The organism is Sarcina sp. DSM 11001, from assembly GCF_900101015.1.
In the GTDB taxonomy this organism is placed as follows: domain Bacteria; phylum Bacillota; class Clostridia; order Lachnospirales; family Lachnospiraceae; genus CAG-791.
In genome coordinates, this window is record NZ_FNFZ01000047.1 from 1 (window position 1) to 14,994 (window position 14,994).

At 44.1% G+C, this 14,994-nt stretch carries 14 protein-coding genes, 11 tRNA genes and 1 pseudogene; 21 read left to right on the plus strand and 5 right to left on the minus strand.

Annotated elements, in window-relative coordinates; genetic code table 11:
- A partial coding sequence (locus tag BLT02_RS16970; protein ID WP_175453898.1) for a transposase occupies nt 1–152 on the plus strand: 152 nt, incomplete at its 5' end.
- Between the two features lie 333 nt (nt 153–485).
- A complete protein-coding gene (locus BLT02_RS15930) occupies nt 486–1,457 on the plus strand; it encodes a macro domain-containing protein (protein ID WP_139187709.1) in 972 nt (323 codons plus the stop codon).
- 853 nt (nt 1,458–2,310) lie between these two features.
- Here the strand turns inward: BLT02_RS15930 and BLT02_RS15935 are convergent.
- Genes BLT02_RS15935 through BLT02_RS18295 form a run of 4 tightly spaced genes read right to left on the minus strand, consistent with a single transcriptional unit; the run spans nt 2,311 to nt 5,716 of the window.
- Nucleotides 2,311–2,532 carry a hypothetical protein gene (locus BLT02_RS15935; RefSeq protein WP_092997825.1) on the minus strand — a complete coding sequence of 74 codons (222 nt, stop codon included), beginning with the start codon at nt 2,530–2,532 and terminating at the stop codon, nt 2,311–2,313.
- A gap of 2 nt (nt 2,533–2,534) precedes the next feature.
- The gene (locus BLT02_RS15940; RefSeq protein ID WP_242869853.1) at nt 2,535–3,194 is read right to left on the minus strand and encodes an RloB family protein; all 660 of its coding nucleotides are present in this window, start codon (nt 3,192–3,194) and stop codon (nt 2,535–2,537) included.
- Nucleotides 3,184–4,677 carry an AAA family ATPase gene (locus tag BLT02_RS15945; protein WP_347475054.1) on the minus strand — a complete coding sequence of 498 codons (1,494 nt, stop codon included), beginning with the start codon at nt 4,675–4,677 and terminating at the stop codon, nt 3,184–3,186. The genes BLT02_RS15940 and BLT02_RS15945 overlap by 11 nt, the downstream gene beginning before the upstream one ends.
- A gap of 13 nt (nt 4,678–4,690) precedes the next feature.
- Nucleotides 4,691–5,716, minus strand: a complete 1,026-nt coding sequence (locus tag BLT02_RS18295; RefSeq protein ID WP_092997831.1) for a 3'-5' exonuclease — start codon at nt 5,714–5,716, stop codon at nt 4,691–4,693.
- Between the two features lie 574 nt (nt 5,717–6,290).
- Between BLT02_RS18295 and BLT02_RS15955 the strand changes: the two genes are divergently transcribed.
- From BLT02_RS15955 to BLT02_RS16025, 19 genes and pseudogenes are all read left to right on the plus strand, one after another.
- A tRNA-Tyr gene (locus BLT02_RS15955) sits at nt 6,291–6,375 on the plus strand.
- 6 nt (nt 6,376–6,381) lie between these two features.
- Nucleotides 6,382–6,454: transfer RNA gene (locus BLT02_RS15960), tRNA-Leu, on the plus strand.
- 5 nt (nt 6,455–6,459) lie between these two features.
- Nucleotides 6,460–6,546, plus strand: a tRNA-Leu gene (locus BLT02_RS15965).
- 5 nt (nt 6,547–6,551) lie between these two features.
- Nucleotides 6,552–6,624 (plus strand) — tRNA-Leu (locus BLT02_RS15970).
- Between the two features lie 17 nt (nt 6,625–6,641).
- Nucleotides 6,642–6,725 (plus strand) — tRNA-Leu (locus BLT02_RS15975).
- A gap of 1,103 nt (nt 6,726–7,828) precedes the next feature.
- Nucleotides 7,829–8,077: a helix-turn-helix domain-containing protein gene (locus tag BLT02_RS15985; RefSeq protein WP_092997357.1), complete on the plus strand. Its 249-nt coding sequence runs from the start codon at nt 7,829–7,831 to the stop codon at nt 8,075–8,077.
- A gap of 291 nt (nt 8,078–8,368) precedes the next feature.
- Nucleotides 8,369–8,437 (plus strand) — tRNA-Pro (locus BLT02_RS17410).
- A gap of 82 nt (nt 8,438–8,519) precedes the next feature.
- Nucleotides 8,520–8,633: pseudogene (locus BLT02_RS17415) on the plus strand.
- A gap of 388 nt (nt 8,634–9,021) precedes the next feature.
- Nucleotides 9,022–9,092 (plus strand) — tRNA-Ile (locus BLT02_RS15990).
- Between the two features lie 4 nt (nt 9,093–9,096).
- Nucleotides 9,097–9,186 (plus strand) — tRNA-Thr (locus tag BLT02_RS17420).
- Between the two features lie 11 nt (nt 9,187–9,197).
- Nucleotides 9,198–9,269, plus strand: a tRNA-Arg gene (locus BLT02_RS17425).
- 159 nt (nt 9,270–9,428) lie between these two features.
- Nucleotides 9,429–9,548, plus strand: a tRNA-OTHER gene (locus BLT02_RS17430).
- Nucleotides 9,549–10,017: 469 nt separating this feature from the next.
- Nucleotides 10,018–10,106: transfer RNA gene (locus BLT02_RS17435), tRNA-Lys, on the plus strand.
- A gap of 836 nt (nt 10,107–10,942) precedes the next feature.
- Nucleotides 10,943–11,182 carry a hypothetical protein gene (locus BLT02_RS15995; protein ID WP_092997837.1) on the plus strand — a complete coding sequence of 80 codons (240 nt, stop codon included), beginning with the start codon at nt 10,943–10,945 and terminating at the stop codon, nt 11,180–11,182.
- Nucleotides 11,183–11,383: 201 nt separating this feature from the next.
- Nucleotides 11,384–11,878, plus strand: a complete 495-nt coding sequence (locus tag BLT02_RS16000) for a DNA topoisomerase (RefSeq protein WP_278277423.1) — start codon at nt 11,384–11,386, stop codon at nt 11,876–11,878.
- A 64-nt stretch (nt 11,879–11,942) separates the two neighbouring features.
- A complete protein-coding gene (locus BLT02_RS16005; RefSeq protein WP_092997843.1) occupies nt 11,943–12,179 on the plus strand; it encodes a hypothetical protein in 237 nt (78 codons plus the stop codon).
- Nucleotides 12,180–12,336: 157 nt separating this feature from the next.
- Nucleotides 12,337–12,750 (plus strand): DUF6994 family protein, encoded by a 414-nt coding sequence (locus tag BLT02_RS16010; RefSeq protein ID WP_139187710.1) that lies wholly within the window; start codon nt 12,337–12,339, stop codon nt 12,748–12,750.
- Nucleotides 12,751–13,153: 403 nt separating this feature from the next.
- Nucleotides 13,154–13,735 carry a CatA-like O-acetyltransferase gene (locus BLT02_RS16020; protein WP_207649426.1) on the plus strand — a complete coding sequence of 194 codons (582 nt, stop codon included), beginning with the start codon at nt 13,154–13,156 and terminating at the stop codon, nt 13,733–13,735.
- 129 nt (nt 13,736–13,864) lie between these two features.
- Nucleotides 13,865–14,689 (plus strand): alpha/beta hydrolase, encoded by an 825-nt coding sequence (locus BLT02_RS16025; RefSeq protein WP_092997854.1) that lies wholly within the window; start codon nt 13,865–13,867, stop codon nt 14,687–14,689.
- A gap of 12 nt (nt 14,690–14,701) precedes the next feature.
- Here the strand turns inward: BLT02_RS16025 and BLT02_RS17610 are convergent.
- Nucleotides 14,702–14,994: hypothetical protein (locus tag BLT02_RS17610; protein ID WP_207649427.1), on the minus strand; the 293-nt coding region annotated here is incomplete at its 5' end.

A 14,994-nucleotide genomic window follows, 5' to 3' on the forward strand; every position in this document is an offset into this window, starting at 1 on the left:
TCCGCCTGAAGCTGATCAAGATCGCCGTCAGGATGATCCGGTCATCCAGATACCGAAGCTTCAGGTTCTGCAGTAGCTGTCCCTACAAGGCTGAGTTCCGGGAAATACTGTTGAACATACAACAGCTTCAGATCCCTGAACTGGCTGCCTGACAGCAAAACAACGGACATTGACAATACCATATGCCACTTCCAAAAACTCAATGGGGAGTACTATGCCCTTTTTTATGAAGGATTGAATCCCTGTAGGTTAACGTACGTGTATATCGGTATTGTTGTGTAACTAAATCGGCGTCTCATGGGCATGTCCCAGACGCCATGAATAATTCAGGCTAATTTTGACTCTCTTGCCATAAAAGCACTTGGTTTAAATAATATATATCCTTCAATCTATGATATAATAAATATGTAGGTTGTAAGGACACCTCTTAATACATCAATTACGTACAAGATTAATAAAAATTGAGAATAAAGAAAATGTACAAAATGAGTGACTACTTATCATCTGTTTTAGAAAGAATATGGGATTATCTTAAATTCAGTTTTCTTATTTTAGGTACTGTTTATACAGGATATACAATATGGTTAGCTGTATTTCCCGATTTGTCATATTTCAAATTACAGGAATTATTACATGTTAGTACGCTGATTCCGAAGTGGAAAGCTGTACTGTTTATTATCATAGGCTCTATGGTGATAAAGCTATTGTTGGAGATTAGATACCGCTTTTTTAATATCTACCATTTGGCAAATTCTGATTTAACAATATCTATCCGTTGTGGAAATCTTTTGAAGACGTTCTTTGGAAAAGATAGGGATGACGGAACTATCCTAATTGGAGTTAATGATCGTCTTCAAATTGGTACTCACGATGAAGATAAAAACACTTTGATTTATCAGATTAGAGAAAAAGATAAAGAAGTAATCAATAATCTTAATAAAGAGGCACAGAAAAGGGTAAAATCATGGCAAAATTGCTACAACGTCTGCAATGATAGCTATAAAAATAAATCGCAGATGCCGTCAGAAGAAGATTCTTCAGGCGATATTCAAAAATTTGATATTGGCAAATATTTTCAGATTCGCGGAACTAATAAACAAAATTTTATTTTTTCAGTAATGTCAACGATTGACAATGAAGCTGATGGTCCAATCACTTCTATTAGTCACTTGAATAAGGCATATGGAACTCTTTTTATGAATAGAAATTTGAGTTGCAAAAACGAAAAGTTATATATCCCTCTTTTGGGGAAAAATTGTGGAATGGGAGCAACACATTCTTCCAAAGATCTTTTGCTTGCTGCAGCAAGAAATTATATCCTGTATTCTGCAACAAGCGCCAGTGTAAGACATTTGGTAATTATTATTCGACCAGCCACATTTTTATCTTTACCAATAGAAGAAATATATTCCACTTTTAAAAGCATTGAAGAAATATGTCCAAAATGCAAAGAGTAATATTGTAAACCTGGATTATTCATGGCGGAAACTCATAAGCAATGCTTATCCGCGCAGTCACAATGCATTCAACTGAATACTGCTAAAAATGGATGATTTCATCTGTTTACGTAGTCAACCTACACCCAGTAATAAATCGTTTACCCACCACAAGGTTTTCTATGCGTATAGTCTAACTGGTTGGGAAAGAACTATTTAAGCCTCTTCTACTATAGGTGTTTGGGGCAAAAGTTCTAACATCATATCATAAGTAAAGAGACTGACTCAACTCGAACACCGGACCTACCGCTTTTTGAGAAACAAGTCATGTGATAAAAATGTGGAAAGCCCACGATTGAAGCCAAATAGTATAGACGCTTCAGAGCAAATAGTGTATAATTCATTCATCTGATCAATTAAATATCGTTTATCATTCCATAACACATTTCAGGACATGGTAGCCGTTTTTATGATCACCAGGTTGCATCAATGTGTTTCCCGAATATTAGCACAGCTAAGCGTTTGCTAAATTTCCGGGATTGACCGAAACCTGTAGAGACTTTATCGAACATGTTACAAAACTAACAGTTGAGTTGTTTTTCGAGTTTTACTACAACATATGGTATTTTTACTCAAATAAATACCCAAGAGGCACTCCCCAATCGCCGCTCCTAAGCGGTAGGTCGGGTGTTCGAGTCACCTCGCGGACGCGAAATTAGGAAGAGGAATGATTGAAAAATCGTTTTCCTCTTCTTTTTTTGTCTCTGAAATTCCGTAAACTGGAATGATTCGTCCAGCTAATCAAAATCGCCGTTTGCTAATTGCCGGAAATACTACCCAGCTAATCAAAGGCGTTTACATATCGGTCAGGATGTCAAAATAGCGTGCCAGCAATGTGCAGTCTCGAGCCGGTTATTTTCTCAACAATAAAGGATTGATAATAATGCTTTTTCCCATACGTTTCTATTGCAGAAAAATAAGTATCCAGAGCATGTATAGTATGTCTTACTTCTCCAGTGTTTTTTTCCTCTGCCTCTGTAACATCATCCAGATTGATGATGTTGATATAAAAATGAATACCGGTCTTTTTTTCCAAGCTCAACTCCTCTTTGCCTTTTTTGCTTTATTTCGGATTTCTCCCACAAGCTCATGTACGGTCGTACAGGGACACATTTGAGAAGGAAGAATGTATCCACTCTTCAAACGCTGCTCATGTTTTCGCTGTGCAATAGCTAAGGCTTTCTCTTCATCGCCATATTCTATAAGGCGACGATATACATCTTCATCTGCCTTAGAGTATTTATGGCCGGTACGTTTTTCATAAATATCTGCAAAGCGTTCACAGCAGGTCCATGACTCTTGAATCGCAGGCATACTTCCAAAATAAGTGTACATCCATATTTCAAAACAGGGATTTGACCATCCTACCCGGATTCCTGCATGCTCGGCTTCTCGTATGATCTCATCAAAGTTCACAACCTGATCCCGGTCAAAAACAATCCAGGGCAGTCTATACTGTGCGTCATAAGCGGTCAATTCCATACACTTCTGAATCATGTTCTGTGTTTTTGTTTCAACCACTTTGATGACAAGCTTCTTCTGCATATTTGGCGGAAGACTGTCATGAAGCCCCGTAAAAAAGAATCTCTCGGTAGCTTCTGTATCTGTAATGACTAGATAGTACCCCATTTCTGGAACATACCTGCACATTCGCTGCTCTCTGGTTTTGCGGCTTCCTGTTCTGTCTTTACGTGCCACTTTCCTCCCTCCGTATAAAATCAATGCTCTTTAACGTAGGAATCGCACCATATTTTCCTAACAAGTAGTTTTTTTCGTAGCTTTCATCTTTTCGGATTCTTGTACCATCCTCATCAATAAAATCTGCTAATGAATACAGAGTTGAGACCCCCTGATCATCTTTTTCTGTGAACCAGATTTCGTCTCTCCGAAGGAGTTGATTGGAAAGTTGCCAAGTATCATGCGTTGTAAACACAAGCTGTGCATGCTGCGCATTAATTTCAGGATTAAGAAATGTCAAAATGAAATTTCTAACCAGTAGTGGATGTAATCTTGCATTCAGCTCGTCGATAAAGTACACGCCTCCATTCTCAAGAACTTCCTGCAGTTCAGGATATAGCGCAAACATCTTTAATGTTCCTGCAGACTCATCCTCCAAAGGTATTTCTGCAACCTGATCAGAACCAATCTTGTTGTGAATTGCGGTAACCTTGTATGCATTCTCTTTTCCTTCAGTTGGCTCAGAGGGAAGCTTTTCCACACGGAAATCCTTAATTGTCTCATCAAAAGAAGCAAAATACTTAACCACATTTGCTCTTACCTCAGGGTCATCAACGAAACCGGCCGGAAGCATTTTATGCATGAAAAAGCTTGTCACCGGATTACCAAAATCGGAAAATTCATTTCCAAGGAACCAGTCCCTGATCTGTTTGCACTTTGCAACCTTGAGCTTTGCTCCAAGGGAGATAACAAGTACCTGTTTTTCCAGGGCAATTTCAATATTTCCACGACCAGTCTTAGGCAATCCGCTTAAATCCAATGTATTTGTTGCAGTCTCGCGGAAAAATATAGACATAAACTTCCGTGCAGACTTTGCCTTAGAATTAAGCCATTCTTCCGTTACTCCTTCATTACCTATGCAAAAACCGTAATTGTAAACCCTTTCAGACTTGTCATCCGGGAGTGTAAAGTAGACCTCAAAACTAGTCTCCGCATTCTCTGTATCATCCGAGAACAAAAACGGGGCGGGCCGAACGTCTTTAAATGACGCTTCTTCATCTCCATACTTGAATGAATTCGCAACATAGTCGGACATATATTCAAAGGCACTGTAAACATTTGATTTACCGCTGGCGTTAGCGCCATAAATCGCTGCTACTGGCAGTATTTTTTCACCACCGATTGATACGACTCTATCGGAGAATTCCGTCATTTTTGCAGCTGATAAATCCAGTATTGCCTCGTCTTTAAACGACTTATAGTTTTTAAAAATGAACTGTATTAACATATTAGAATCCCCCTTTTCACATCTCATTATATCCTCATAAGCAAAATGGTCAACGCCAAAATGAGAAAATATCTCATATAGGCGTTGATTTATACCTGAATTCGCAATAATTCCCTTCTTTACATCAAAAAAGGAAGGGAGTATTATCCTGTTGTAATACTCCGTGGTCAAATCCAGTTTCACATAGGAATTCGGTTTGTATCTTTGGCTGCTCATGAGGTATATGGTCTCATTTGCCACTTCCCTCGAGAATCATTTTCCTGATCTGTGCGGATCCGTTAGTAATGGCGATGCTGCCGACCGTGTTTCCCTGCTTTTGTGCGACAGCGAGCAGTTCGTTTAGTTCGTTGGCATATAGCCCTTTTCCTTTTTTAGCATATTTGAACCCTATGCGGATGCCCGATATCACACGGATGTTGACTTCGCGGAGCCTTACCCGCCCGATGCCGTCAAACAAGCCGATGATCATGGTATGATTAGGGCTGAGAGCGTTTTCAACAGTCCCTGAAATAGCTTTCCTGTGATGCTTATAACACAGGAGTCCGCGATAAATCCCGGTATCGGATGTTTTGTCGTAAGATGCTGATATAAGGATGGTGACATCGTTTGTATTCTTAAGCCACGTTTCCAGGTCAAAATCTTCGATACGTGTTTCCGTATGCCTTACGTTTACAGTTTCCCTGTCTGAACCCGCAACATTACTTTTCCTTCCTGTTCTGCAGAATTGGAATTTCCTGACAAATCTTTCGGTTTGCGCCCCACCTTTCATGTAGCGCAAAAGGATCATAGCTGCCGCCATGCTGTCGCTGTCTGCCTGGTGATGGTCAAGTTCGATTCCGTAATAGTCGCACATGGTATTGAGTCCGTGCCTCATGCCAGGCAAAAGCTTTCTTCCCATCTGCACGGTACAGCAGTATTCCGCTTCTTTTTTCCATTTGATCCCGTAGTCATCCAGGCATTTTTTCAACACACTGAGGTCAAACAGTGCATTATGTGCAACGAGGATCCCGCCTGACATGATCGGCTCTATCATCCTCCAGAGTTCCGGGAAAGATGGTGCCGTGGCGACAGTGCTCTCACTGATTCCTGTCAGCTTCGTGTTGAAAGGATCAAAAAACGTCTGCGGATTGACATATGAAAAAAAACTGTCCGTGACAGCCCCGTTTTCAACCACGGTGATTCCGATGGAGCTTATGCGGTCATTGTATCGATTGGGAGTCTCCACGTCGAAGACTATAAATCTGGCATCGTTCAACTTGTGCGTCCTTTCACGTTTACGGCAATGAAAAATAATACTGCTTTTTCTCAGAGTAGATTGTTTACGAAAAATGACAGCTTCGCTCTATGCATGGATTAAATATTACCATCCCCTCATATCTTTATCAAAGCCATATTCCAGGGGCTGAAATTGTCCTCGATTTCGTTGTAAAAGCCTTTTTAACTATTCGCATAACTCCTATTTTGCGAATAGTTGTCAAAATTGTTCATAAACACCAATATTATTCATATTGTTTTCCCATAAATAACACTGCGCTTTATACCACAGGTTGAATGACATTTAATGAAAACAGGTTTATTCTTTTCCCATAGATACTATTTTACGAAAGGGAAAATGTGAGGTTACTACGATGAGGACTATGTTTACTATGTTTGTTTTTTCCAGCTCATATGCTCTTTATCTGTCCCTTCTGCTCTCCGGCAGCAAGGCCATTTTGGCGTGTGAGAATTCTCTGGCAAAACGCTGGCTTAACTGAGCTTCATCCGAAGATCTACAGGTTATAGGCCGCCTGCCTGGAGCATTTCCACGCAGGCGGCATTTTTTACGTTCATGGGTCGGTGTCTCCAGTGGCGAAGAGGGCGGATTGTAGATCCGTAACAATAGAAACACCGAAGGTTCGACTCCTTCCCGGCCAACTATATGCTCCCGTACCCCAATGGCAGAGGGGATCGGCTAAGAACCGATTCAGTGAGGGTTCAACTCCCTCCGGGAGTACTCATGCCTTTGTAGCAGAACTGGTATATGCGGCGGGCTCAGAACCCGCGCCGGACTAAGATCCATTGTGAGTTCGATTCTCACCAAAGGCACTTATGCAGGAGTGACGGAATGGCATACGTGCCTGCCTCAAAAGCAGGATTTTGAGGGTTCAACTCCCTTCTCCTGTACTTTAAAGCATATAAAAGCTCGGGTGCGAAACTGGTAAACAGGCATGACTAAGAATCATGTGCTCCTTGAGAGCTTGCGGGTTCAAATCCCGCCCCGAGTATTACGTCGTGATGCCACAACTGGTACTGGGCTGGCCTCGAAAACCAGTGATCCGCGAGAACGGACTGGGGGTTCAAATGTCTCCGTTCCACTCCGGTCGTCGCAGAACCGACGTCCCCCGGACGTCGTGCGACCCCTCACGGCGTTTTTATGGAGACGTGTGCTAATTGGCAGGCAGCCTGTTTGCTAAACAGGTGATCCGAATGGGTTTGGGGGTTCAAAGTCTCTGCTCCGCTCCGGTCGGCGCAGAGCCGACGTCCACCCGGACGTCGTGCGCCCCCCGTCTTCGCTTATAAGCCGCTCTGGCAGAATTGGCAAATGCACCGCCCGCTAAGCAGGGGCCGGTTGATCCGGCTTCCGGGATCGGGACCCGGGAGCGGCGCTCAGCCAGAAAAAGAAACAGATTTCTCTGATTTTTCCATAAAACCCCAAAAAAGCTATAAAAAACCCTCGTATTTATACTACAAGTATAATGACAAGGCTTTTAAAAGGTGTTATAGTGGGTGTCAGAAAAAATAGAACCGCAGGTTCGGAAAGGAAAGGCAATGCTGCAGATACATACATTCAATTCACACAATACATATCGCCCGAATGATCTTCAGGGAACCATTATGCCCGCAGCTGAAAAAGCTGAATGGCTTAATAAGGTATGCCTTTTCGAGGCCGGATCAAGTGGATATCTGGATCCAGGTGTGTTTGTACATGCTCTGGAATGAACAGACTGATCACAGCTCATGTTGCTGATACTTCCGCTTGTCCGAAAAGGCAGGCGGTTTTTTATTTGCGCGAAGCAATGAGACATGCGCAGACAAGACAGATGACAGCCGATGTGAGCTCGCTCACAATCGGATGGCGTATTGGTTGGATGCATACGGCGAACGCCGCGACATCGAGCTGAAGCGTAAGCGGAAGCGAGATGGCGGCATGGCGAATATCTGGAAAATGGAGAGCCGCATTATGAAAAAGATTTTTAAAGATCACGGTTATGAGAGCCTGCTTCCCTCAGGGGAAGCGTCGCAGGACATAGGCCGGAAAATGAAAGTGAATAAGGCGGCGTAACCAGCCCTCCCTGTGCCGGTTATGCTGCCGGACAGGGGGTGCAGCGTGATAAGAGTTCCTTACATCAACACTGTTGCAACCGGTCAGAACATCAACCGTATGCGTATGGAGGCCGGTTTTACCGTAAAGGATATGCAGGCAGTGTTCGGCTTCGCTACTCCGCAGGCTATCTACAAGTGGATCCACGGCACAGCCATGCCTTCCATCGACAACCTGGTCATTCTGGCTGCTGTATTGGGTGTAACCATGGACGAGATCATTGTCGTCGATACACCGGCCAGCAAGTGTGGATGACCTGACTGATCTGCGGAATCAGCTGGCAAAAGATCAAAAAGAAATAAGATACTATATTGCAGGAAGGCGGGCCGGCATCCGTCGGTCCACCTGCAATAAAAATTATAATAAAGTCCTATAGTATAAAGGTTAGTACGCCGGACTGTCGCTCCGAAGGGCGCTGAAGGTCCGGGGGACCTTCGTTCAGCGCCGACCGTAGCGGAGCGAAGACCGGGTTCGGTCTCGCCTACCGGCTCGGTCGTTGCTGAACGCGTGCCAAAGGGCACGCAGCAACCCGTTAGGATTGTCATTGAGAATGTGGTGTAATGGCAACACACTGCGCCAGGGACGCAGAGACGCGGTTCGAATCCGACATTTTCAACTCACTAAGTGTTTTTCGTCATAAGAAGATTCTTTGGTTATGACAAGGGCAGATGGTGCAGTTTCCATCCACTTAGACATGCTGGTGGTAGCTCAATCTGGTAGAGCGCTGAAAAACAAATCCTGTCCGGGATTTTAACAGCAGATCAGATCGTTAGGGACGAAGTTGTTATTGGTTCGAATCCAATCCACCGGCCTGAAGACTATACAGGGACACTTACAGCAATATCGTTGGACATGACTGAAAACCATGGAATTAAAAAGCGTCCTGCACAGACTGTGACCCTCACAGCAAAGAACAATGGTAAAACAATAGCCTGTCACGCTATCAAAGCGGTTCGAATCCGTAAAAACGCAAGGGTCATGAAGACAATCAGAAGGGCCTGAAACTGAAAACCATATCGGCAGTTTCAGAGCTCGACAGAAGAAATATATGGGTTCATAGCTCAGCTGGCAGAGCGTCCGGCCGTTAACCGGAAGGCCGCAGGTTCAATGTCTCCGTTCCACTTCGGTCGTCGCAGAACCGACGTCCCCCGGACGTCGTGCGACCTGCTGTTCCCGCTTAAAAAAATATCCGTTTTCAATGGAGCTTCGTCCAATGGCAGGGCAGCTGTCTGATGCGCAGCCTATGTGGGTTCGATTCCCGCAGCTCCGATCATGCTTCTCTGGCGCAATGGAAGCGCAGCTGTTTCGTAATCAGCAGGCTGTCGGTTCGATGTCAGCTTGCTGACATTTCCGACAGGGAAGCTCTCACATATATGTCCCTGTAGGCTAAAGGAAAGACTGGGTGGCTACGAACCATCTGATGCGCGTTCAAGTCGCGCCGGGGATACTGTGGCTGTGGCAGAACGGCTATGCAGCGGCTTGTGACGCCGCCTTATGCGGGTTCAAAGTCTCCGTTCCACTCCGGTCGGTGCTGAACGCGTGCCAAAGGGCACGCAGCACCCCGTTGGGGTGATCAGATGGCTTCTTCGGTCATCAGTTATTATAACCGGTGGTAGCTCAATGGGAGAGCTCTTAATAAAAACAAATCCTGCTCGGGATTTTAACAGCAACTTTAAAAATTGCTATCCAAAAGCAGAGGTTATTGGTTCGAATCCAATCCACCGGGCTGTGGGACACATACAGCAATTCCAGCCAATGGCACCATGACTTTTAATCATGCTATTTTTCGTGTCCTGTTTTTCAATCGTCGGAGTGATCCGGCAAAAAAGACAGTAAGCTGACTCAGTAGTAGCGGCGGACTGAAAATCCGCAGGAGTTCGGGGGGCTCGAACACTGTCCATCTTAGTGCGCAGGATCTGGTGATCAGAGTGGTCTGCAAAACCATCCGGGATGGTTCGAATCCATCTGTGCACTTGCGGTCTGTGTGTAAAACATCAGCTTCGCTGCTGTTGGAGCACGCAGGACTTTGGATCCTGGAATATCGGTTCAAGTCCGATGGCCGCTGCGTCTCATTCGTTCAATGGAAAGGACAGGGGACTTCTAATCCCCCGATACAGGTTCGAGGTCTCCGTTCCACTCCGGTCGGCGCAGAACCGACGTCCACCCGGACGTCGTGCGCCCTGTATGAGACATCCGGGTATGTAGCAAAACGGCTATGCACCGGGCTTTTAACCCGTGATACGCAACTATGCAAAGCATAGTTTTTCGACTCCTGTCATACCCATCTGTTCCTGTAGGATAATGGATAAACCGGATGGCTCCGGACCATCAGATACGCGTTCAATTCGCGTCAGGAACATTAAAAGCTTGTTACAAGTTGCTTTTAAAATAGCGATTCATTTCATAGTGAGAAACAGGGGGGTGTCCAGTCATGAGTCCAGACTGTGATGTCCCCTGTTTTCTTTCTTGCTGTCTCTTATCTAAAATCATTTATAAATGATTTTAGAATCCTTTCAGAATCCACTTCATCAGCAGTTTCTCAATATGCTTTCACACATTTCTTTAACTTTTTTTCATTTTTTGCACCAAAACAGGTATCCTACACTCTTCTCAGTTTGGGGTTATTGAGGGGAGAAACATTTTTCCTCTTCAATAACCTTGAAAACTGAATACCCTGCCTCCTGGGATGATACCGGTGCTGAGTGTGCAGGTCCGCATGCCTGCACCGAGAAAACGTTGCGGAAAAAACGGGACAGGAACGGGCCGAGGAGGGCAGGCAGAGGAAATAATCAAACAAAAAACTTGCTTGAAAGCAATTAAGCTTAAAAGCAGATTTCATGCGGCGAAGCAGGCTCTGTTGGAATGAAACCGGTATGATCAGTGCCCCGGAGAAAAGGGAGCATTACTGTATTTTTCATTTCATTAAGACAGCGTTTCGCCGCATCAATGTGCTCTTAAGCACATGAAGGACCGCGTCCTCGTATCGCACTCATGGCCTGCAGTCAGCATTACAGAGTAGAAAGAGATGCCCAGGTGAAGGTCCAGTGTAATACGGGGAAAGGTCTGTTCAGGCTGTAACTGTTTTTGCATTTCAGACAACAAAATACAGGAGGTACAGGTATGGGGTATTATTTTTGCGGGATCCTGACAGGGATCCTTTTTTGCGTGATGGTTCTGCTGGTGAGGTGTGCCGTATGGTTTGAGATCTCGCATCCGGAAGAGGATTACTGGCACAGAAGTGCAATGAGAAGAGACGGTCCGGAGAAAGTGTCGTGGCTAAAGCCGGCGGGTGATCTGGAGGATGCACAGTATCAGAGCTGTAGTCAGGAGGATGTCGATGGGCAAAAGGAAGAAGCATGACGAGCCGGTTTCATTGCCAAATGCACATCTCCCCGGAAGAGAATATGCGGAGGATCGCCCCGACAATTGCAGGGACTGTTTCTTCTGGAAAAAAAGCACAGGCTGCTGTACCCGTTATGAGTGTTTCTTTCTTCGCCCGCTCCGTAAAAAAATTGAAGAACGATTCAATGAGAACGGAAAGCTGATCCTGGACTGCAGGATCTGTCCTTACAACAGGGTCTCACTCTTGCCATGCTCGTGGAACGCGGAAACCAGATCGCCAACTTTGAGAAGGAACAGTATTTCATCACCCATCTTCTGGTTGACAGCATGGGGAATACGATCGATGCGGTATCCGAACACTTTACTGACAGGGAGGAGGCCAACCGCCTGGCAGGGATCTGTAACGGACGGGCAGCGACTGTTCCTTCCATTGAACGCAGGACAAAAACTGTGAGGCCGCCCAAGCTTTATGACCTGACAACATTGCAGCGTGACACAAACCGCCTGTTTGGACTGACTGCGGGAACCACTCTCCGCTGTGCCCAGGCACTGTATGAAAGCAAGCTGATCACATATCCCAGGACAGACAGTCGGTATCTGACAGATGATATGGGGCAGACTGCATCAGATGTACTGAAGGCTTGTTTGCCTTTCTATTTTCTCCCCCCTTTCAACAGCCTCTTACATTCCGGTCTTACATGCACCTGTCTGTAAGAGGCTGTTTTATAAAGATATAAGGTAATGAAAATCAATCCTGTTATGAATATGGAGGACACCAATGAAATTTGACCCCATTCCCAGAAAAAACATTTCCGATGAAGGCTGCTTTATTAAATCCCCGGAAAATGTTCTCTATTTCACAGAAGAGTTTGACCTTGCCGGTGTCAACCGGGGCGCACCTGCGGGGATCAGCGCACCCTATTTCTTGCGTCTTTTGCAGGACGGAAAGAATGCCAGGGCGCAAAAGAATGAACTCCAGGCGGATCCAATCTTTATTCTGGCATGTTTTGAATGAACGGCATGTACAACCACCTCCGTGTCAGGATACCTGTGGCTGTGAAGCTGTGAAAAATTGAAAGTGTTACGACGCTGGTGACGGAATGTGATATGATTCTTACATCTGATTATTGATGTTTTGGATTACCGCCTGTGCAGGAGCAACAATGGGGAGAATGGGAAAGATCGAACTTCAAGAAATACATACAGGATTTGATTTCACGACTGACTGTCAGTTTTGGAACGGGTTCTGGGACTACGCAGGTGTGCCGGGAAGTGTAGGATCAGATCCGGACAGCGCCAGTAAAACACTTAAGCAATACCACCAGGTCTTATGGTCCAAACCGCTTCCGAATGGAGAAGAACTCTTTTTGGTATCAGGCGACAGGTATGACTATCTGAATACACAGGATGGTCTGCGTCTGTCCAGTGATACGATTGTCACGAGCCTTATGCATGGCAAGATGACTTTACTGTTAGAAGAAGTTGCAAAAAGAATAGACTGGAAAGGGTGTTGGTGCAGTATTCTGCTTAATCTCAGCCATCTTAACGAGTGCGCGATACATTGCGGCAGCGATCTTTATGAGTAATGTCACGAGCTGGGATAGTACCTTGTTGCAAGCTGGATTAAGTTATGTTGGGGCTCCGTTGAAAATCACAGCTATTATTGCGCTTATCGCAGGCATTTGCTTCTTGGGATATGGAGTATTACAGGAGTCACAAAAGCAGGAAAAACGATATCCCCCTGTGTGACAAATATAGCAGCGTTCGAGGCATTCGGCTGAAGAATCCGTACTATGTTGGTGATTCCTCCTTGTTGGGCTCTGACGGAAGAAGTTGTATCGATGAATTCTTAAGATTCAATATCATTGAAGGAGATCTGTATGATGCAATCTAAGGCAAGCATAATATGTTTAAAGGTTGAAATGATCGGAGAAAGGCGATATGGCTAATCAGTATAAGATAATTGATGAATCAAAATAGGAACGCTCAATGCACTGTATGGTGTTTCGTAATTGTGTGGAACCGGCTTTTTGTGTGACATTTGAAGCGGATGTTACGAGATTTAGACAGAAAGTGAAGAAAGAGGGACTATCGTTCACTCTGTCCTTTGTTTACGCTGTCTGCAAATGCGCAAATGAGATAGAAGCATTGAGATACAGATTCTTAGACGGGGAAATAGTGCTGTATGACAAGATTGATACAGCATTTACTTACCTCAATAAGGAAACGGGATTATTTAAAGTCGTTAATGTACCGTTCGTGGATGATCTTTCAAAATATGTTGGATTGGCGTCAAAAAAAGCTGAAGAACAAAAGGAGTATTTTACCGGTCCATTAGGAAACGATGTGTTCCAGTGTTCTCCAATGCCGTGGGTGACATATACTCATATATCACATACAAATTCAGGGAGGAAGGACAATGCCGCACCGTTGATTGACTGGGGAAAATACTATGAGAAAGATGGAAAAACACTGATGCCAGTTTCTATACAGGCGCATCATTCTTTTGTTGACGGCTTACACATTGGACAGTTTGTGGATGTTTTGCAAAAGTATTTGGATAATATTTAACACGGAAGCTGGATGTACAACTTCCGGTTTCACGTTAAGGCCGGGAATAGTGAAATGGATATAAAAGCGAGTATACAAAATCCGAACAGCTCGAAGAACCGGGATGTATAGAGGGATGGAAAAAATATTATGATCGTGAAAGAAATCATTAAATCACAATATGGAAACATTGCCTCTTATAAAAAAGGAGCCGGGAAAAAAACGGTCTTGCTGCTGCACGGTGCAGGATGTGACAGCACAATGCTGTCCTGGAGAGAAGTGTTCAATACATTTTCGGATGACTTCTCGGTGTATGCATTTGATTTTTTGGGCTATGGCTATAGCGATAAAGCGGATGATCTGGTTGGGAATAAATTTTTTGATACTCATATCGCGTGTGTAAAAAGTGTAGTTGAACACTACAGACTTTCTGATTTTGTCTTAGCCGGATTATCGATGGGCGGAGCAGTTGCTATTGGCTTTGCATTGCGCTATCCGGATAAGATAAAGGCGCTTATACCTGTAGATACGTGGGGAATATCAAAAAAAATGCCTTTTCATCGTTTCAGTTACTGGTATGTGAAGCATACTGATCTGACGCTGACGCAGTACAGATGGTGCGCAAAATACAGATGGCTTGCAAAATGGTCAATATCATATGCTTTGATTGGAAATAAGAAACTGATCACGGATTCTTTGACAGATGAAGTAATGCGGTCCTGTGCAGGAGATATGGCCGGAAAGTCGATGCTCAACTTTCAGCGAAGTGCAGCAGGTAAGTATCGGTCAAAACCGTACTATCCGGGAAAAATAAAAGATCTGAAGATGCCGGTTATTTACATAATCGGCGAAAAGGATCCGCTGGTTCCTCTGAATGATATTTATATCTTGCAAAGACAGCTAAAAGAGCAGAGTGGCGACAAATGGTTTGATCAGTTTAGTGACGAATCAACGTATCAGCAACAATATTTATAATCACATGAAAAGTTATAAAAGGTTATAAACACGAACTCCTAAGTAATTACGTAGATAGTTTATCCTTCTAAATTCGGTAATGATGGAATTAGCTGGTATATAAGCCAATTCCTTGTAAAATAAGGCCCTATTTACAGTTATATTATTCAAAAATCGGTTGGATTTTATTGATTTAGAGTTCCAAAACAGCCCAACATATGGTATTATATATACGTAAATTACGGATATATATTGGAGGCGTATCATGGCTGTTCCGGAAGAAATCAAAGCATTAAAACCAACTGACTTTGGTGCTGTAGAGATCC